We start from the raw sequence: 19,037 nt of genomic DNA on the forward strand, positions 1-19,037 counted from the left end.
CCACGCCGCCACCGGGGGTCAGCGGCGCCTTCCGACTGCGCGCTTTTCCTGCGCGACAACCAGATTCGGGAGGTATCTGTGTTGACGTCGAGATCACGAAGGCGCGGGACGCGGTGGGCAGCCGCCGTCCTCGCGACCGGACTAGCGGCAGGCACGGCAACGGGGGTTGCCGCCGCTGCGCCGGACCAGCAGGGCCGGGCCGGTGGGCACGCCGGCCACGGCGCGACCGTCACCCTGATCACGGGTGACCGCGTCGTGCTCAACGGCGCGACGTTCGGCTCGTTCCAGGCCGGTCCCGGCCGCGAACGGGTCGGCTTCCACACGTTCCACCGGGACGGCAACCTGCACGTCGTCCCGCGCGACGCGCTCGGCGCGGTCGCCAAGGACAAGCTCGACCTGCGCCTGTTCGACGTGACCGGGCTGGTCGAGTCCGGTTACGACGACGCCAAGCGCGACACCGTGCCGCTGATCGTCACGCAGCGGGGCGACGCCCGGGTGCGGGCCGCCGGCACGCACGTCACCCGCGAGCTGCCGACCGTCGGCGCGGTGGCGGCGCGGACCGCCAAGTCCGAGGCGGGCACGGCGTTCCAGGCCCTGGTGGCCGACCCGGGCGTGGAGAAGGTGTGGCTGGACGGCCTGCGCCAACCGTCGCTGGACCGCTCCACCGCGCAGATCGGCGCGCCCACCGCCTGGCAGGCCGGGTACACCGGCAAGGGCGTGAAGGTCGCCGTCCTCGACGGCGGCGTCGACGGCGCGCACCCCGACCTCGCGGGCAAGGAGGTCGCCGAGCAGAACTTCACCGAGGACCCCGACGCCACCGACGTCGACGGCCACGGCACGCACGTCGCCGCGACCGTCGCCAGCAACGGCGCCAAGTACAAGGGCGTCGCGCCGGACGCGCAGATCCTCGACGGCAAGGTGTGCGTCCTCTACGGCTGCGCGGAGTCCTGGATCCTCGGCGGCATGCAGTGGGCCGTCGACCAGGGCGCCGACGTGGTCAACCTGAGCCTCGGCGGCGGCGACCGGCCCGAGCTCGACCCGCTGGAAGAGGCGGTCAACACGCTGTCCGCCCAGAGCGGCACGCTGTTCGTCATCGCCGCGGGCAACTCCGGCCGCCCCGGCACGATCGGCTCGCCCGGCAGCGCGGATGCCGCGCTGACCGTCGGCGCGGTCGAGCGCGACGACAGCATCGCGTACTTCTCCAGCCGCGGCCCGCGCGTCGGCGACAGCGCGGTCAAGCCCGACGTGACCGCGCCCGGCGTGGACATCGTCGCCGCGAAGGCCGCCACCGGCAGCATCGGCACGCCCGTGGGCGAGCACCACGTGGCGCTGTCCGGGACGTCCATGGCCACCCCGCACGTCGCGGGCGCGGCCGCGTTGGTCGCCCAGCAACACCCCGACTGGACGGGCGCGCAGATCAAGGCCGCGCTCATGGCGTCGGCCAAGAGCAACCCGGCGCTCACCTCGTTCGACCAGGGCGCGGGTCGCGTCGACCTGGGCGAGGCCATCACCACCTCGGTCACGTCCGAGCCCGCCAGCCTGGCCATGGGCCGCCAGCTGTGGCCGCACACCGACGACACCCCGGTCACCAAGGAGCTGACCTACCGCAACGGCGGGACCGAGCCGGTCACGTTCCCGGTGTCGGTCGAGGCCAAGGGCCCGGACGGCAAGCCCGCGCCCGCGGGCATGTTCACCGTCACCCCGGCCACCGTCACCGTGCCGGCGGGCGGCGAGGCGAAGGTGACCGTCACCGCCGACACCAAGGTCGGCACGGCGGACGGCGCGTTCTCCGGCGCCGTGGTGGCCGGTGACGTGCTGCGCACCCCGGTGAGCGTGGACCGCGAGGTCGAGAGCTACGACATCACCGCCACGTTCCTCGACGACCAGGGCGGGGCGCCCACGTTCTACACGGGCGTGGTGATGGGCGTGGACAACGACACGTTCACGTTCCTGGAGGACACCGACAACACCGTGACCACCCGCCTGCCCAAGGGCGAGTACATGGTCTACGCCAACGTGGTGAGCGGCGACGAGACCGCGGGCCGGATCGCCGTGCTGCCGCAGCCGTCGCTCTCGATCACCGGGAACGCCGCGCTCACGTTCGACGCCCGCACCGCCAAGCCGGTCGACATCACCGCGCCCGATCCGGGTGCGGTGGCGATGATCGGCGACATCGGCCTCGACCGCGTCTTCGAGGGCAGGCCGATCGGGTTCGGGGTCGCGTTCCTCGACGGGTTCACCGACAACGTGACGCTCGGCCACGTCGGCCCGGCGCTGCCCGACGACGAGCTCGAAGTCACGATCGGCGCCCAGTACCAGGGCACGCCGGTCGGCGACACGCCGGTGAACTTCCGGTTCGCGTGGATCGAGCACGGCAAGGCGCCCACCGGCTTCGTCCGCGCGCCCGCCAAGCGCGAGCTGGCCGAGGTGCGGTCGGCGTTCGGCCCCGGCCCGGCCGCCGACGAGTTCGCCTTCGGCGGCAACGCCATCGGCCCCAACGGCTCCGGCGGCTGGGCGGTGCTGTTCCCGGTGAAGGCGGGCGGCGCCTCGGTCGACTACGTGAACACCGCCGACATCAAGTGGGGCTGGCGGCTCATCCAGATCCGGGGCGAGTTCGAGATCGTCGCGAACTACTTCTCACCCGACCGCGCCTACCGCCCCGGTGCGCGCGCCACGGAGCGGTTCAACTTCCCGGTGTTCGGCCCCGGCCTGCCCGCGTCCCGGTACGAGTACCTGGCCCGGTTCGGCAACCAGATCCTGGTGGAGGTGCCGCTGCTCAACGACGCCTCGAACAACCTGGGCGGCTCGGCCTACGAGTCCGGGCGCACCGCGTTGTACCGCAACGGGCAGAAGGTCGGCGAGCTCACGCAACCGGGCGGGGTGTTCACCGTGCCCGCGGGTGACGCCGGGTACAAGGTCGAGGTCGACTTCGTCCGCGCGCCGGGCATCACCGACCTGACGTCCCGGGTCTTCGGCTCGTGGACGTTCCGCTCGGACACCGCACCCGATGGCGAGATCCGCAAGCTGCCGATCTCGGTGGTGCGGTTCACGCCGCGTCTCGACGCCGACGGCGGCACGCCCGCCGGCCGGCTGCTGCGCATCCCGCTCACCGTGGACCAGCAGCAGGGCGCGGACAACGGCCGCGTCCGCAAGGTCGAGGTCGACGTCTCGTTCGACGACGGCAAGACCTGGTCGAAGGCTCCGGTCATCGGCGGCGCCGCGCTCGTGCGCAACGCCGGCGAGCCGGGCGGCTACGCCTCGCTGCGGGCCAAGGGTTCCGACAGCAAGGGCAACACGTTCGAGCACACGGTGATCCGGGCCTACCGGCTCACCAAGTAACGGCGGTCGGAGGAGGGGCGTCCGGGACCGGGCGCCCCTCCTCCCCCGTCACCACGAGTCCTTGCGGAAGATGGAGCCGCCCTCGTCCGGGTCGTCGTCCACGGGCGGGCGGCGCGCGGGCGGCGGAGGCGGTGGCGGTTGGGGACGGCCCGTCGGAGGGGGCTGCGGCGGCTGCTGCGGCTGAGGCGGGTAGTTCCGCACCGGCTGCTGGAACGTCTGCGGCGGCTGCTCGTACTGCGGCGGCTGCTGGTGCGGCGGCTGCTGGTGCGGCGGCGGCGCGCCCTGGCCGGCCGGCGCGGCCGGCACCCCCGGACCGCCCGGCAGCACGGGCGGCGTCGGACCCGGGCTCAGTTGGCTCGGGTCGATCGAGCTGTCCTCCAGCAGCGGCGCCGCGAGCGCCCGCACCTGCTCGGACGCGGCGGCCGAGGCCTGGAAGACCAGGTTCAGCAGGTTCGCCGCCAGCTCACGGCCGTTGCGCAGCGCCCGGTCCTCGATGCGCAGGTCGACCAGCTGACCGGTCGCCGTCACGGTCGCGGTCAACAACCCGTCACCGGACTTCCTGGTCACCCGCAACCCGGCCAACTGGCCCTGCAGTTCGTCGGCCTGCTGCTGCTTCTGCTCGGCGAGCTGGGTGATCCGTGCCAGCTTCTGCTCGAGATCTTCTCGCATCGCGCCCTCGATCCGCTGTACTACTGTCTGCCGCAGGCTAGTGCACCGAACGGCGGCGCAATTCGGGATCGGGCGGAACCGCGGGGGGTTCGCGACCGTCGGAGTGGTCGGTATTGGGAGGTGGCGCGATGACGGCGAAGTTCGACGTCAGGCTCGACGGCATCCTGGAGTTCGCGGGTTCGTCGGTCCGCCGCGGCGACCGGTTCGACCAGGTCATGGCCGAACTGGAGGCCGCGAAGGTCGGCCGTGAGGCGTTCGGCAAGATGCCGTCCAGCGGCGACATCCACGCGTCCTACGAGGAACGCGTGACCTCGACCATGAACGATCTGAAGGAATGCGCCGAGGCGATGCGGGACATCGCCGAATCGGTGCGCGACACGGCCGAGGACTACCAGAACGTGGACACCGGAATCGGAGAGTTCCTCACAGATATCGTCCAGGGCCTCGAAGGGCTGACGATTCCGAAGGTGGGCGGATGAGTCCCAGCACGACCGTCGAGGTCAACAACAAGATCGAGACTTTCCTGAACGGCTGCCCCGGCCCGATCCAGGGCATCATCCGGCCGTTGCTGACGCCGTTCCTGGAGGCCATCGACTGGGTCGCGGGCGACCCGGACGACCTGATCCGCGCGGCCGACGCGTGGGAGAAGGCCGCCACCGACATTCGCTCGATCGTGTCGGACGAGGCGAGCGCCCGGCAGACCGTCTCCGGTGTGTGGCAGGGCCCGGCCGCGGACAAGTTCAACGGCCGGCTGACCGAGATCGAGGAGCAGGTCGACCAGCTCGCCCAGAACGTGCAGGACACGTCCGGGATGCTGGTGGAGGCCGCCAAGGGCTGCGTCGACTCGGCGAACCTGATCATCGACCTCGTCATCGACCTGATCATGATGCTGGTGACCGACCTGCTGGTGAGCCTGGCCGCGTCGGTGATCAGCTTCGGCGCGTCGCTGGCCGCCGGTGCCGCCGCGGCCGCCGCCAAGGCCGCCGCCACCCTCGGCAAGGTCTTCAAGATCGTGAAGAAGCTGGCCGACCTGCTGATGAAGCTGTCGAACATGCTGCGCAAGCTCGCCGAGGCGGCCAAGGCCTACAAGCAGGGCCTGAAGGCGATCAAGGCGCTGAAGAAGGCCGCCGGCACGTTCAGCAAGGAAGGCATCGCGCTCGGCGTGGCGAAGTCGATCTACACCGCGCCGGTGCGCATCCCGCTGGGCCAGGTGCTGGGCGAGTCGGTGCCGGGCGGACCGGCGGGTGGCCTGTTCAACATGGGCAAGGACGTCTACGACTACGCCACCGACGACGACTGATGCCGCTGGTCGACGACCTGAAGTCGTGGGGTGACGACGCGCGTCGCGCGTTGGACCCCGGTGAGGCGCTGCTCGCGCTCACGTCCGCCGCCGTGGCCTACGGCGCGCGCGGCGGCGCCGAGCCGGACTTCTGGACCACGCCCGCGGGCCGTGCCGTCGACCGGGTCGCCCGGGCCGTGCCGGAGCCCAAGGGCTGGGTCGGCAGGGCGTTGGCCGGCGTCGGCGGGGTCGCGTTCGCGTCGCCGTCGGTGGACCTGCCCGCCGACTTCCCGGAGAGCTGGATCGGCGGGCGCACCTGCTTCGGCCCGGCCGGTTCACAGGCCAGGCAGCTCGAAGCGGTCCTCACCGGGCACAGCTTCCTCGCCGTGACGCCCCGGCGGTTGGTCGCCCTGGTCAACCGGGACGACCGGATGACCGTGACGTGGGCGATGCCGCGCAACCTCCTGGTGGCCGCCGAACGCCGTCCCCGGCTGCTCGCGCGGGGACGGTTCGGCCTGGTCTTCCGAGACGGCTCGTGGATCGTGCTCGGCACGTTCGGCGCGCACGTCGGCAGCCATCACGCCAAGCGGGTCGTCGCCGCCCTCACGGCAGGTTCGTGACCAGCTCCGCGGCCGGGACCCTCGTGCCGGTGTAGAACGGGATCTCCTCGCGCACGTGGCGGCGGGCCTCGGTGCCGCGCAGGTGGCGCATCAGGTCCACGATGCGGTGCAGCTCGTCGGCCTCGAAGGCGAGCATCCACTCGTAGTCGCCCAGCGCGAACGACGCGACCGTGTTCGCCCGCACGTCCGGGTAGTCCCGCGCTTCCTTGCCGTGGTCGGCGAGCATGCGGCGGCGGTCCTCCTCCGGCAGCAGGTACCACTCGTAGGACCGCACGAACGGGTACACGCACACGAACTTGCGGGCTTCCTCGCCCGCCAGGAACGCCGGGATGTGGCTGCGGTTGAACTCCGCGGGCCGGTGCAGCGCGACCTGGCTCCACACCGGGGTGGACACGCGGCCCACGGCGGTGCGGCGGAACCCGGTGTAGGCCTGCTGGACCTGCTCGATCTCCTCGGCGTGCCACCAGATCATGTAGTCGGCGTCCGCGCGCAGGCCCGCGACGTCGTACACGCCGCGCACCACGACGCCCTTGGCCTCCAGGCCGTCCAGGTACTCCTGCGCCTCGGACGCGGCCGGACCGCGGTCGTCGGGCAGGCGACCGGGCTCCACCCGGAAGACCGACCACATGGTGTAGCGGATGGTGTCGTTGAGTTCGTTGTAGTTCAGGCGGGCCATGGCTCCGATTCTCTCACTGCGCTCGCCCGACTACCCCGGCGGACGCTGTGTCGAATCTCCTCCGCCGAGCACGTGGGCGGCGACGCGCGCGGCCGCGGCGTCCGCTGTCGCGATGCACGCGGGGATGCCGACTCCGTGCAGCGTCGCGCCCGCGACCGCCAGGCCGGGCGCCTCGGCGACCGCGTCCTCGATGCCGCGCACGACGTCCAGGTGGCCGACGCCGTACTGCGGCAGGCCGCCGCCCCAGCGGGTGACCGCGGTGTCGATCGGCTCGGCCGTGACGCCGGTCAGCCGGCGCAGGTCGTGCCGGACCGCCGCGACCAGCTCGTCGTCGTCGCGCTGCAACAGGTGCGCCTCGCCGTGCCTGCCGACGCTGCCGCGCACGAGCACCGGCTCACCGGCCAGGTGCGCCCACTTGCGGCTGGAGAAGGTGAACGCCTTGGCGGTGAACGGCCCGCCGTCGGCGGCGCGCTCCCCCTCGGCCAGCAGCACGCCGGACCGCTCGGGCAGCTCGGTGCCGGGCGGCAGGGCCAGCGCCACCACCGCCATCGACGCCAGCTCGACCTCGGCGTAGCGGCGGGACGCGGCGGGCGCCACGTCGGCCAGCAGTTTGCGCGCGGCGGGCGCGGGCACGGCCAGCACCACGCCGTCCACGTCCAGGTGCCGCGGCTCGGCGGCGGAGCCGATCTCCAGCCGCCAGCCGTGCTCGCGGCGGATCAGGGCGCGCACCGGCAGGCCGAGCCTGATCTCGGCGGCGGCCGCCTCGGCCAGCCGTGCCACCAACGTCGACAGGCCGTCGCGCAGAGTGCCGAAGACCGGCGGTCGAGGGACCCCCGGTCGGGGTGGCGCGGGCACGGTGGTCGCGGCGGCGGCCAGCAGCGAGCCCACCCCGGAGTCCAGGGCGGTGGCCAGTTGCGGCATGGTCGCGCGCAGGCCGAGCACGTCGGTGCGGCCCGCGTAGACGCCGCCGAGCAGCGGCCCGACCAGCCGGTCGCCCACCTCGGGGCCGAACCGCTCGCGCAGCAGGGCGCCCACGGACACGTCCGCGCCGTCCAGCCGGATCGGCGGCAGGGCCGGTTCGGCGGCGACCCGGCGCAGGCCCTCGTGCGACAACACCCGGCGCACGGCCTCGACCGATGCGGGGACACCCATCAGGGTGTGCGCGGGGATGGGCCGGGTGTCGCCGGCGGCGTGGATGCTCGCCGCGGCCTTCGTCGGGTGGACCAGCCGGTCGGTCAGGCCCAGTTCGGCGATCAGCCCGGTGGCCTCGGGGCGGCGGTGCAGGAACGCCTCCGCGCCCACGTCGTAGGCGCGCCCGCCGACCTCGGCGGTGCGCAGCTTGCCGCCCAGCACGCCGGACTGCTCGACCACGGTGATCTCGGCGTGCGGCCCGAGCAGCCTGCGCAGCCGGTGTGCGGCGACGAGGCCGGAGATCCCGCCGCCGACCACCGCCACTCGCCGCGTGCTCATCCGACCCGGTGCACCATCTCGACGGCCCGGGTGATGACGTCCGGATCGGTGTCGGGCAGCACGCCGTGACCGAGGTTGAAGATGTGCCCGGCGGCGGCCCGGCCCTCGTGCTTGATCCGCTCGACCTCGCGTTCCAGCGCGGGCAGGCCCGCGAACAGCAGCGCCGGGTCGAGGTTGCCCTGGACCACCGGTTTCGGCAGGTGCGGAGCCGCTTGTTCGAGCCGCCGCACGGCCACGTCCAGCGGCGTGCGCCAGTCGACGCCCACCACGTCCGCGCCCGCCTCGCGCATCGCGGGCAGCAGCTCGCCCGTGCCGACGCCGAAGTGGATGCGCGGCACGCCGCTGACGCTGCTCAGCACCCTGGTCGAGTGCGGCAGGACGAACTCGCGGTAGTCGCGCTCGGACAGCGCGCCCGCCCACGAGTCGAACAGCTGGACCGCCTTGACGCCCGCGGCGACCTGCACCCGCAGGAACTCGGAGGTGATGCCCGCGAGCCGGTCCAGCAGCGCGTGCCACAGGTCGGGGTCGCCGTGCATGAGCGCCTTGGTGCGCTCGTGGTGCTTGCTCGGGCCACCCTCGACCAGGTACGAGGCCAGGGTGAACGGCGCGCCCGCGAACCCGATCAGCGGCACGTCGCCGAGTCGGGCGTTGAGCAGCCCGATCGCGTCGACCACCGGCCGCACCTGCTCCTCGTGCAGCTCGGGGATGGCCTTGACGTCGGACTCGGTCGCGATCGGCTTGGCGACCACCGGCCCCGTGCCCGGCACGATGTCCAGGTCGACGCCCGCGGCCTTGAGCGGCACGACGATGTCGGAGAACAGGATCGCGGCGTCCACGTCGTGGCGGCGCACCGGCTGCAAGGTGATCTCGCAGACCATCTCCGGGTCCATGCAGGCGTCCAGCATCGCGGTGCCTTCGCGCAGCTTGCGGTACTCCGGCAGGGAGCGGCCCGCCTGGCGCATGAACCAGACCGGGGTGCGTGACGGCCGGCCGCCGCGCGCGGCGACGAGCAACGGGGCTTCGGTGATGTCGTTCATCTCGCCGTCCATCGTCCCATGGGCTGGGCGGCGGGCGTCTTCGGGCGGCGGCTGCGGACCCGGCGTGCCGCGCTCACGTTCCGAGGTTTAGGGGCCTACAGTCCGTGGTGTGACGGAGCCCGAACTGTTCCAGCGGGCGGTGGCGACGCTCCGGTCGGTGCGAACCCGACCCGAACTGGAGTTGACCGAGGTGCGCCCGCCGCAGCGGCTTGCGCCTTGGTCCTTCGCGTTGACCGCGGAGGTGACCGGGCCCGCCGACGAGCTGTCCACGGGACGGCTGGTGCTGCTGCACGACCCGGACGGGGTCGAGGCGTGGTCGGGCGTGTTCCGGCTGGTCGCGTACGTGCGGGTGGAGCTGGACGCGGAGCTGGCCGCCGACCCGCTGCTGCCCGAGGTCGGCTGGTCGTGGCTGGTGGAGGCGCTGGAGGTGTCCGGGGCGGAGTTCCTGGCGCTGGGAGGCACCGTCACCCAGACCTCGTCGGCCAGGTTCGGCGACATCGCCGGCCCGGCCCGCACCGACGACCTGGAACTGCGCGCCTCCTGGACCGCCCGGACCGCCGAGCTGGCCGCCCACGGCACCGCGTTCTTCGACGTCATGGCCACCGCCGTGGGCCTGCCCCCGGTGGGCGTGTCGACCCTGCGCTGACCTGCGCGGTCGCCGCCGTTCAGCGCCGCGGGTGGGGCCCGGTCAGTCGTTGGCCCGCAGCACGCGCAGCGCGTTGAGGCCGACCAGCTTGGCGCAGTCGTCCTCGCTCCACCCCCGGTCCAGCAGGGTGCCGACCAGGTCCGGGTAGCACGAGACGTCCTCCATGCCCTCCGGCAGGCTGCGCGTCCCGTCGTAGTCGCCGCCGAGGCCGATGTGGTCGATGCCGGCCACCTCACGGGCGTGCTCCACGTGGGCGACCACGTCGTCCATCGTCACGCGAGGGGTCGGGCCGCCGTCGGTCCACGAGTCGACGAAGCGGTGGCGCGTGTCGAGGTCGTTGTGGTTCTCCCCAGCCGCCTCCATCGCGGCCTTGAGGCGGGCGTCCCAGTCGACGTGGGCCTGCGACAGGAAGTGCGGCACGAACGTCACCATGCACACCCCGTCGTTGTCCCTGAGCCGCGCCAGCACGTCGTCGGGCACGTTGCGGGGGTGGTCGGCGACCGCGCGGCACGACGAGTGGCTGAACAGGACCGGCCGCGTCGACACCTCCAGGGCGTCCCACATCGTGGATGGCGCCACGTGCGACAGGTCGACCAGCATCCCGATGCGGTTCATCTCCCGCACCACATCGCGCCCGAAGTCGGTCAACCCGCCGTGCACCGGCTCATCGGTGGCCGAGTCGGCCCACTCGGTGTTCTCGTTGTGGGTGAGCGTCATGTACCGCACGCCGAGCCGCCGCAGCGCGCGCAGCACGCCCAACGAGCCGTTGATGCTGTGTCCGCCCTCCGCGCCGATCAGCGAGGCTATCCGCCCGTCCCGGAAGGCCCGTTCGGCCTCGTCGGCCGTGGTCGCGACGCGGAGGTGGTCGGGGTAGCGCGCGGCGAGCCCGTGCACCAACTCCACTTGCTCCAGCACGGCGGTCACGGCTGCGTCGCCCGCCAGTCGGCAGGGGACCCAGACGGACCAGAACTGCATGCCCAACCGGCCGTCGCGCGCCCGGACCAGGTCTGTCTGCAACGCGGGCTGGCGGACGGTCAGGTCGACGATCGAGACGCACGGGGTCGCGTCACCGGCCGTTGACTTTTCACCGATTTGCCCGGTGGCGGCGAGGTCGCGCAGCGCCCACGGCAGGTCGTTGTGCCCGTCGACCAGTGGCACCCGGGCCAGCAGTTCCTCGGCCCGGCCTCGACCTGTGGTGCTCGCCACCCGCAACTCCTTGATGTCGTCGTGAGAACCGCTCGCGTTACGTGCCCGATCGAGTTGTCAGCCGATCGTGTGACAACGGGGGCCATCAGTGACAACTCATTCGGGATAGATACCCGATTGATCGTCCCGTAGACCCGCTTGGGCGGCTACGCTGCCCCAGACGACACCACTTTCGGTCGATCAGTGGCGCGGCTGATTGGACGAAAGTCCCGGTGCCGGTCGGGGGGCACGACCGACTCCAGGGAGGTAGTGACGTGGCTGCCGTCGGCTTAGGTCAGGCCGTTCGTACCACGCCAGCCGGCACGTTGCCGGCGAACATGGTCCCGCACCCGCGGGAGGAGCTTTTTTCAGTGCTGGTGGTCGACGACCACCCACTGCTGAGGGAGGCGATATCGGCTCGGCTCACCCAGATGGGAGCCGGGACAGTGCATGAGGCGGCTTCGGTCGCGGAGGCTCGGGCGCGGGCACTCGCCACCGGACCGTGCGACCTCGCGATCCTCGATCTGGGTCTGCCGGATGGCACCGGCATCGACCTGGTCACGGAACTCCGTGCCCAGGGCTGGCCCCGCATCGTGGTCCTCGCGTCCTCCGACGACCCCTACGCGGTCAGGTCGGCCTTCCAGGCAGGCGCTCAGGCGTACCTGCTGAAGTCCGCCTCGCCGATGGTGGTCACCGACGGGGTGCGCAGGGTCCTCGACGGCGGCGTCTACGCAGACCCGAGCGTCGCGCCCGTGCTTGCCGCGGGCACGAGGGTGCCGGGCACCGACAACACGCCGCGGGAACTCTCCGCGCGTGAGGTCGAGGTCCTCCAGCTGGTCGCCGATGGCCAGAGCAACAAGGAAATCGGCGAAGCGCTCAGCCTTTCCGCGTTGACGGTGAAGTCTCACCTGTCGCGGATCGGGCGCAAGCTGGGCACCGGGGATCGGGCTCAGATGGTCGCGCTGGCCATGCGTGCCGGCGTGATCCGCTAGCCAGGTCGGCACACTGAACCGGCCGAACACACCCGCGAGTGGTGCGTTCGTCGTAGGGTCTTCCGCCGTGGACGTACCCTCCGACGAGCCAACCGAACCAACCGGTGCTGATCCGGTGCCGCTGGTGGAACCCGCTGACGGCGTTCCGCCTGTCGTCGCCGACGCACCGTCGCTCCGGCGTGCCGCTGATGCGCTCGCCGGAGCGACGGGTCCGGTTGCGGTGGACACCGAGCGAGCCTCGGGATACCGCTACTCGCAACGCGCTTACCTGGTGCAACTGCGCCGGGCAGGTGCCGGGACCGTGCTGGTCGACCCGATCGCCCTGGGCGGTCGAATCGACCCGCTGGTCGAGGCGCTGGACGGGACCGAGTGGGTGTTGCACGCGGCGTCGCAAGACCTGCCGTGCCTCGCCGAACTCGGCTTGCGTCCGAGCGCGTTGTTCGACACCGAGCTGGCGGGCAGGCTGGCCGGGTTCGAGCGGGTGGCGCTGGGCACGCTCGTCGAGCGGCTGTTGGGCTACCGGTTGGAGAAGGGGCACGGTGCGGCCGACTGGTCGCGCCGCCCCCTTCCCGCCGATTGGCTGAACTACGCCGCCCTCGACGTCGAACTGCTGGTCGAGCTGCGTGACGTGCTCGAACAGGAGCTCAAGCGGCAGGGGAAGCTGGAGTGGGCGCTCGAAGAGTTCGAGGCCGCCCGCACGGCCCCCCTGCCGCGTCCGCGCGCGGAACCGTGGCGCCGCACTTCCGGAATCCACCGGATCCGCAGCCCCAAGCAGCTGGCCGCGGTGCGGGCGCTGTGGGAGGCGCGGGACGCGCTGGCCCGTGAACGCGACATCGCGCCGGGCCGCGTGCTGCCGGACTCCGCTCTGGTCGAGGCCGCCGTGCGCGCTCCGGCCGACGAGGCGGCGCTGTCGGCGCTGCCCGTGTTCCGCGGTCGGGCGCAACGACGCATGGTCGGCGTGTGGCTGGGTGCGCTGCAACGCGCCGCGGCCCTCCCCCGAGCCGAGCTCCCGGAGGCCTCACAGCAACACGACGGCCCGCCGCCGGCCAACCGGTGGGCGGACAAGGACCCGGCCGCCGCGGCCCGCCTGGCGGCCGCCAGGACCGCTCTGACGGCCGTGGCCGAGGCGAACACCCTGCCGGTCGAGAACCTGCTCCTGCCCGACCTCGTGCGGCGCACGTGCTGGCAGCCACCGGAGGACGTCTCCCCCGAGGGCGTGGCCGCGGCCCTGCGCGAGGGCGGCGCCCGCAACTGGCAGATCACCCTGACCGCCGACGCCCTCTCCGCCGCCCTGACCGAACCCCCCGCCTAACCCCCAACCCCCGCGAGTCGAACCTTCAGCCCTCGCGAGTCGAACCCTCAAGTCGCGCGTGTCCTACGTCCAGGTCCCGCGTGTCCTACGTTCGCGTACCCCGAGTTCAACGCTCAGAACAGTCGATCTTGTTCTGAGTGTTCAACTCGGGGGTCCTGAACGTAGGACACGCGCGACGCGAACGTAGGACACGCGGGACCTGGAGGTTCGACTCGCGCGGGTCAGGGGTCGCAGGGTTGGGAGGGCGTTTCCTCGGCTTGGCGCACGCCCGACAGCTCACGGCGGGCCAACGCGCGCACGGCCGCCATCGCCGCGTCACCCAGCACGGTCCCCACGACGACGCCCTCCAGCGCCTCGTCCTTGGACCCACCGCCGAGCACGTAGGCCAGGTCGGCCTCGGCCAACGGCCGGGCGGCGTCGGCGAACCCGTCGAGCATCTCCGCGAACCGCTCGTGCCCCACCTCCCGCGCCGTCGCCAGCACGCCCACCAGCGCCTGGTACGCGTACGACTGGGGCCGGTACACCCAACCCTGCCGCTCCACGAACGCCCGGGCCTGCTCGTGCGCCGCCTCGTCGTCGCTGCCGAGGTCCGGCGGCGCCACCGCGGCCGAGATCGTGCCCATCGCCTTGTGCAGTGACTTCTCCGGGTCGTCCAACGCCCCGAGCACCTCCCGCACGGCCGCGATCGACAGCCCGCCGAGCTCGACCATCGCCCGCACGAGCCGCAGCCGGTGCACGTGGTCCTCGGAGTACCTGGCCTGGTTGCGGCTGGTCAGCTCACCGGCCGGGAGCAGCCCTTCCCGCAGGTAGTACTTGATCGTCGGCACCGGCACACCGCTGCGACGGCTCAACTCGGCGATGCGCACGGCAGGCCCCTTCCTGAGACGGTTCTCAGTATGGATACTGTAACTATCCGATAGTAGAAAGCGCTGCTATCCATACTAGGAGCCGTCCATGACCCGCTTCCTTCGCTGGCATCCGCCGCTGATGCTGTTCTCCCTGCTCATGGCCGCCCTCACGGTCGTCTCCCTCGGCGGCTTGATCGTCGACGACCGGATTCTGGTCGGGTCGCCGATCTGGTTCAAGCCGTTCAAGTTCGCCATCTCGCTCGCCCTCTACGGCGTCACGCTCGCCTGGATGCTCACCCTCACCACCCGCCTGCGCCGCGTCGGCTGGTGGGCCGGCACGGTCATCGCGCTCGCCGGCACCGTCGAGATGGTCGTCGTCGTGGGGCAGGTGGTGCGCGGCAGGCGCAGCCACTTCAACGTCGCCACACCGTTCGACGACCTGCTGTGGGACGTCATGACCTACAGCATCCTCACGCTCTGGATCATGCACACGGTGATCGCGGTCGCGCTGGTCTTCACCCGGTTCGCGGATCGTCCCGCGGGCCTCGCGATCAGGCTCGGCCTGGTCCTCTCCCTGGTCGGCCTCGCCCTCGGCATCCTGATGACCAGGCAGCGGAACGAGGAGGACGCCACCGCCGGGATCGTGGGCGCGCACAGCGTCGGCGTGCCCGACGGCGGCCCGTACATGGCGTTGACGGGCTGGAGCACGACCGGCGGCGACCTGCGCGTCCCGCACTTCGTCGGCATCCACGCGCTCCAAATCCTCCCGCTGGCCGTGCTCCTGTTCCGCCGGCGCGCGACCCCGAAGCTGGCCTGGGGTCTCGCGATCGGCTACGCGGGCCTGATGGCCCTGGTCACGTGGCAGGCGCTGCGCGGGCAACCGCTGCTGCGCCCGGACCTGCTCACCGCCCTGGGCGCGCTGGCCGTGGCGACGTGGACCGCCGCCGTGGTCGCGAGGACCCTCCGCACGACCGACAGCCCGAAAGAGGCGGTGCCGGCATGACCGGGTTCCTGTTCCAGATCACGTTCTGGCTGACCGTCCCGTTCTGGGGCCTGATGATCTTCGCGCCGAAGTCGCCGGTGACCGCACGGGTCGCGTCGTCGCCGTTGATCGCGGTGCCGCCGCTGGTCGTCTACGTGACCCTGGTCGCCGGGCACCTCCCGCGGTTGTGGGCGACGATGAGCAGTCCGGACCTGGACACGCTGCGGGAGTTCCTGGCCACCTCCTGGGGCGCCTCGGCGGTGTGGGCGCAGGTGATCGCGTGGGACCTGCTGATCGGCGCGTGGATGTACCGGGAGGGCCGCCGCCTGGGGCTGCACCCGCTGTTCATGGGCCCGCTGCTGGTGTTCACGATCATCCTGTCCCCGCTCGGGTTCGGGCTGTTCCTGGCCATCCGCGCGTTCTGTGACCGACCCGACAGGGCGACCAAGGTGGTTACCGACCAGTAACAGGGGCTAGAGTTGTGTTACCGATCGGTAGGAGTCGCGCCCCGACCGCTCGGGCGAATCGTCACCACAAGTGGAGGAGACGCCGTGGCCGCACCAGTAGCGCCGGCACGCGTTCGAAACGTGGTCTTCGTCGACGGCGTGCGCACGCCGTTCGGCAAGGCCGGCCCCAAGGGAATCTTCGCGGAGACCCGTGCCGACGACCTGGTCGTCAAGGTGATCCGCGAGCTGCTGCGGCGCCACCCCGAGCTGCCCCCGGAGCGGGTCGACGAGGTGGCCATCGCGGCCACCACCCAGATCGGCGACCAGGGTCTGACCATCGGCCGCACGGCGGCGCTGCTCGCGGGCCTGCCGAAGTCGGTGCCCGGCTACGCCGTCGACCGCATGTGCGCGGGCGCGATGACGGCCGTGACGACGTCGGCCAGCGGCATCGCGTTCGGCGCGTACGACGTGGTGATCGCGGGCGGCGTCGAGCACATGGGCCGCCACCCGATGGGCGAGGGCGTCGACCCCAACCCGCGGTTCCTGTCCGACAAGATCGTGGACCCGTCCGCGCTCGTCATGGGCTCGACGGCGGAGAACCTGCACGACCGGTTCCCCCACATCACCAAGGACCGCACGGACGCGTACGCGGCGGCCTCGCAGGCCAAGTACGCCGACGCGCTGAAGAACGGCAAGATCGGCCCGGAGCTCGTGCCGGTCGCGACCCGTTCGGCGGACAACGGCTGGGGCCTGGCCACCGCCGACGAGCCGCCCCGCCCCGGCACGACGGTCGAGGACCTGGCGAAGCTGAAGACGCCGTTCCGCCCGCACGGCCGGGTCACCGCGGGCAACGCGGCCGGCCTGAACGACGGCGCGACCGGCTGCATCCTGGCCGAGGAGGAGACCGCCCGCGAGCTGGGCCTGCCGGTCGGCATGCGCCTGGTGGGCTACTCGTTCCTGGGCGTCGAACCGGACGTCATGGGCATCGGCCCGGTGCCGGCCACGGAGAAGGCCCTCAAGCGCGCGGGCCTGACCATCGAGGACATCGGCCTGTTCGAGATCAACGAGGCGTTCGCCGTGCAGGTGCTCGCCTTCCTCGACCACTTCGGCATCGCCGACGACGACCCGCGGGTCAACCAGTGGGGCGGCGCGATCGCCGTCGGCCACCCGCTGGCGTCCTCCGGCGTGCGCCTGATGACCCAGCTGTCGCGGCAGTTCGCCGAGCGCCCCGACGTGCGCTACGGGATCACCACCATGTGCATCGGCATCGGCATGGGCGGCACCGTGATCTGGGAGAACCCCCATTGGAACGGAGAGTCGAAGTGACCGCGTTGACCGCTGACGAGGCCAAGGCCCTGTTCCCCGACGAGGTCGTGACCCACGCCCGCACCCGGCTCGTCTCCGTGCCCGGGTTGGCCGGCCAGGTCGCCCTCATCACCATCGACAACGGCCACGACCACACCCGGCCGTCCACGTTCGGCCCGCAGTCGCTGGTCAGCCTGAGCGCGGCGTTCGACGAGGCCGCGGCGGCGTCCCCGGTCGCGATCGCGGTCACCGGCAAGCCGTTCATCTTCGCCGTCGGCGCGGACCTGACCGCCGTCGAGGGCGCCTCCGAGCGCTCGCAGGCCGTGACGATCGGTCGGCTCGGGCACGACGTGTTCCGCAAGTTCACCGAGTCGTCCGTGCCGACCTTCGCGTTCGTCAACGGCGCGGTGATGGGCGGTGGCCTGGAGCTGGCGCTGTCGTGCCACTACCGGACGCTGGCGTCCAACGCGGCGGCCATCGCGCTGCCCGAGGTGTTCCTCGGCCTGTTCCCGGGCTGGGGCGGCACGCAGCTGCTGCCGAACCTGATCGGCGCGAACGACGCGGTCACCGTGATCTTCGAGAACGCGTTGAACCAGAACAAGATGCTCAACCCGAAGCAGGCGCTCGACCTGGGCATCGCGGACGTGCTGTTCGACTCCGCGGACTACCTGGAGCAGTCGCTGCTGTGGCTGGCTTCCGTGGTGCGCGGCGAAGTCGTGCCCGCTCGCCGTGAGATCGACCGCGGTGAGGGCTGGGACGCCGCCGTGGCGCGGGCGCGGGCCATCGTCGAGGGCAAGACCAAGGGCGCGGCGCCCGGTGCGCTCAAGGCGTTGGAGCTGCTGGAGCTGGCTCGTGCCAACGACCTGGACGCCGGGTACGCGGCCGAGACCGAGGCACTGGCGGACGTCGTGATGAGCGACGAGCTGCGGGCCGGGCTGTACTCGTTCAACCTGGTGCAGAAGCGGGCCAAGCGACCGGCCGGCGCGCCGGACAAGTCGTTGGCGCGCAAGGTGACCAAGGTCGGCATCGTCGGCGCGGGCCTGATGGCCTCGCAGATGGCGCTGCTGTTCGCGCGGCGGCTGGAGGTGCCGGTGGTGCTCACCGACATCGACCAGGCGCGCGTGGACAAGGGCGTCGGGTACGTGCACGCCGAGGTCGACAAGCTGCTGGCGAAGAAGCGCGTGTCGGCGGACAAGGCGAACCGGCTCAAGGCGCTGGTGAGCGGTTCGTTGGACAAGGCGGCGTTCTCGGACGCGGACTTCGTCATCGAGGCCGTGTTCGAGGACCTGGGCGTGAAGCAGAAGGTGTTCGCCGAGGTCGAGGAGTTCGTCTCGGCCGAGGCCGTGCTGGCGACCAACACGTCGTCGCTGTCGATCACCGAGATGGCGGCGGGCCTCAAGCACCCCGAGCGGGTCGTCGGCTTCCACTTCTTCAACCCGGTCGCGATCATGCCGCTGCTGGAGATCGTGCGGGCCGGGCAGACCGACGACGCGACGCTCGCCACCGCGTTCGCGGTGGGCAAGCAGCTGAAGAAGTCGTCGGTGCTGGTGAAGGACGCCCCGGCGTTCGTGGTGAACCGGCTGCTGACGCGGTTCATGGGCGAGGTCGTGAAGTCGATCGACGAGGGCACCCCGTTCGAGGTGGCGGACAAGGCCACCGAGCCGCTGGGCCTGCCGATGTCGCCCTTGGTGCTGCTCCAGCTCGTCGGCCCCGCCGTCGCGCTGCACGTGGCCGGCACGATGCACGGTGCGTTCCCCGACCGGTTCGGCGTGTCGGAGAACATGAAGAAGTTCGTCGCCGCCGGCAAGACCGCGGTGTACCAGTGGGATTCGACGGGCAAGCCGTCCGTCGACCCCGAGGTGCAGGAGCTGTGGTCGTTCGGCGACAAGCCGTTGACCGGTGACGAGGTCTTCGCGCGTGCGCTGGAGGCGTTGGCCGAGGAGATCCGGATCATGCTCGACGAGGGCGTGGTGGCGGAGGCGCAGGACATCGACCTGTGCATGCTCCTGGGCGCCGGCTGGCCGTTCTGGCTGGGCGGCATCACCCCGTACCTGGACCGTTCGGGCATCTCGGAGAAGGTGACGGGCAAGCGCTTCCTCGCCCCCGGCGTCGCCTCCGTTCCCGCCTGACCACCAGTCCCCCGCGCCCCGGCCGTCGTGCGACGGCCGGGGCGCGGTGCTTTTCCCTGACACGGCGCGCGTCGGGACCTATGGTCGACACCTGCACTATCA

General features: G+C 71.9%; 17 protein-coding genes. 11 read left to right on the forward strand and 6 right to left on the reverse strand.

The genetic code is table 11. The features are described 5' to 3' along the window. Window positions 1-81 precede the first annotated feature (81 nt). Window positions 82-3,339 carry a S8 family serine peptidase gene (locus AB0K14_RS31195; protein ID WP_360456783.1) on the forward strand — a complete coding sequence of 1,086 codons (3,258 nt, stop codon included), beginning with the start codon at window positions 82-84 and terminating at the stop codon, window positions 3,337-3,339. 48 nt (window positions 3,340-3,387) lie between these two features. Here AB0K14_RS31195 and AB0K14_RS31200 read toward each other — a convergent pair whose 3' ends face one another. After that, window positions 3,388-4,008, reverse strand: coding sequence for a YbaB/EbfC family nucleoid-associated protein (locus tag AB0K14_RS31200; RefSeq protein ID WP_360456786.1), 621 nt, complete (start codon window positions 4,006-4,008; stop codon window positions 3,388-3,390). Window positions 4,009-4,136: 128 nt separating this feature from the next. Between AB0K14_RS31200 and AB0K14_RS31205 the strand changes: the two genes are divergently transcribed. The 3 genes from AB0K14_RS31205 to AB0K14_RS31215 are packed head-to-tail and all read left to right on the forward strand — an operon-like array spanning window position 4,137 to window position 5,907. Next, window positions 4,137-4,487, forward strand: coding sequence for a hypothetical protein (locus AB0K14_RS31205; protein ID WP_360456789.1), 351 nt, complete (start codon window positions 4,137-4,139; stop codon window positions 4,485-4,487). Beyond that, window positions 4,484-5,308, forward strand: coding sequence for a WXG100 family type VII secretion target (locus AB0K14_RS31210; RefSeq protein WP_360456791.1), 825 nt, complete (start codon window positions 4,484-4,486; stop codon window positions 5,306-5,308). Before AB0K14_RS31205 ends, AB0K14_RS31210 begins: the two co-directional genes overlap by 4 nt. Continuing rightward, on the forward strand, window positions 5,308-5,907 hold the full coding sequence (locus AB0K14_RS31215) for a hypothetical protein (RefSeq protein ID WP_360456794.1): 600 nt from the start codon (window positions 5,308-5,310) through the stop codon (window positions 5,905-5,907). Before AB0K14_RS31210 ends, AB0K14_RS31215 begins: the two co-directional genes overlap by 1 nt. Here the strand turns inward: AB0K14_RS31215 and hemQ are convergent. Genes hemQ through hemE form a run of 3 tightly spaced genes read right to left on the reverse strand, consistent with a single transcriptional unit; the run spans window position 5,891 to window position 9,102 of the window. Next, the gene (gene hemQ / locus AB0K14_RS31220; RefSeq protein WP_360456796.1) at window positions 5,891-6,583 is read right to left on the reverse strand and encodes a hydrogen peroxide-dependent heme synthase; all 693 of its coding nucleotides are present in this window, start codon (window positions 6,581-6,583) and stop codon (window positions 5,891-5,893) included. The genes AB0K14_RS31215 and hemQ overlap by 17 nt on opposite strands. 30 nt (window positions 6,584-6,613) lie before the next feature. Further along, window positions 6,614-8,053: a protoporphyrinogen oxidase gene (gene hemG / locus AB0K14_RS31225; protein WP_360456799.1), complete on the reverse strand. Its 1,440-nt coding sequence runs from the start codon at window positions 8,051-8,053 to the stop codon at window positions 6,614-6,616. Further along, window positions 8,050-9,102 carry a uroporphyrinogen decarboxylase gene (gene hemE, locus AB0K14_RS31230; protein WP_360456802.1) on the reverse strand — a complete coding sequence of 351 codons (1,053 nt, stop codon included), beginning with the start codon at window positions 9,100-9,102 and terminating at the stop codon, window positions 8,050-8,052. Before hemE ends, hemG begins: the two co-directional genes overlap by 4 nt. A gap of 97 nt (window positions 9,103-9,199) precedes the next feature. Here hemE and AB0K14_RS31235 point away from each other — a divergent pair, with 97 nt between their 5' ends. Then, window positions 9,200-9,736 (forward strand): DUF3000 domain-containing protein, encoded by a 537-nt coding sequence (locus AB0K14_RS31235; protein ID WP_360456805.1) that lies wholly within the window; start codon window positions 9,200-9,202, stop codon window positions 9,734-9,736. 42 nt (window positions 9,737-9,778) lie between these two features. On the opposite strand, the gene AB0K14_RS31240 is transcribed toward AB0K14_RS31235, so the two are convergent. Continuing rightward, window positions 9,779-10,942 (reverse strand): dipeptidase, encoded by a 1,164-nt coding sequence (locus AB0K14_RS31240; protein ID WP_360456808.1) that lies wholly within the window; start codon window positions 10,940-10,942, stop codon window positions 9,779-9,781. A gap of 317 nt (window positions 10,943-11,259) precedes the next feature. On the opposite strand from AB0K14_RS31240, the gene AB0K14_RS31245 reads away from it, so the two are divergent. Together AB0K14_RS31245 and AB0K14_RS31250 are read left to right on the forward strand one after the other, a co-directional pair. Further along, entirely contained in the window at window positions 11,260-11,913 is a 654-nt protein-coding gene (locus tag AB0K14_RS31245) for a response regulator transcription factor (protein ID WP_181320591.1), read from the forward strand. Window positions 11,914-11,980: 67 nt separating this feature from the next. Beyond that, a complete protein-coding gene (locus AB0K14_RS31250) occupies window positions 11,981-13,225 on the forward strand; it encodes a ribonuclease D (protein WP_360456810.1) in 1,245 nt (414 codons plus the stop codon). Window positions 13,226-13,446: 221 nt separating this feature from the next. Here the strand turns inward: AB0K14_RS31250 and AB0K14_RS31255 are convergent, their stop codons facing one another. Beyond that, window positions 13,447-14,091: a MerR family transcriptional regulator gene (locus AB0K14_RS31255; RefSeq protein WP_360464582.1), complete on the reverse strand. Its 645-nt coding sequence runs from the start codon at window positions 14,089-14,091 to the stop codon at window positions 13,447-13,449. Between the two features lie 88 nt (window positions 14,092-14,179). Between AB0K14_RS31255 and AB0K14_RS31260 the strand changes: the two genes are divergently transcribed. The 4 genes from AB0K14_RS31260 (at window position 14,180) to AB0K14_RS31275 (ending at window position 18,935) form a co-directional block, all read left to right on the forward strand. Next, entirely contained in the window at window positions 14,180-15,076 is an 897-nt protein-coding gene (locus tag AB0K14_RS31260; RefSeq protein ID WP_360464585.1) for a hypothetical protein, read from the forward strand. Continuing rightward, window positions 15,073-15,522 (forward strand): ABA4-like family protein, encoded by a 450-nt coding sequence (locus AB0K14_RS31265; protein WP_360464588.1) that lies wholly within the window; start codon window positions 15,073-15,075, stop codon window positions 15,520-15,522. The genes AB0K14_RS31260 and AB0K14_RS31265 overlap by 4 nt, the downstream gene beginning before the upstream one ends. Before the next feature lie 84 nt (window positions 15,523-15,606). Then, on the forward strand, window positions 15,607-16,827 hold the full coding sequence (locus AB0K14_RS31270) for a thiolase family protein (RefSeq protein ID WP_360464591.1): 1,221 nt from the start codon (window positions 15,607-15,609) through the stop codon (window positions 16,825-16,827). Further along, window positions 16,824-18,935: a 3-hydroxyacyl-CoA dehydrogenase NAD-binding domain-containing protein gene (locus AB0K14_RS31275; protein ID WP_360464594.1), complete on the forward strand. Its 2,112-nt coding sequence runs from the start codon at window positions 16,824-16,826 to the stop codon at window positions 18,933-18,935. The genes AB0K14_RS31270 and AB0K14_RS31275 overlap by 4 nt, the downstream gene beginning before the upstream one ends. Window positions 18,936-19,037 lie beyond the last annotated feature (102 nt).

This window comes from Actinosynnema sp. NPDC050801 (assembly GCF_040673975.1).
Classification (GTDB): domain Bacteria; phylum Actinomycetota; class Actinomycetes; order Mycobacteriales; family Pseudonocardiaceae; genus Actinosynnema.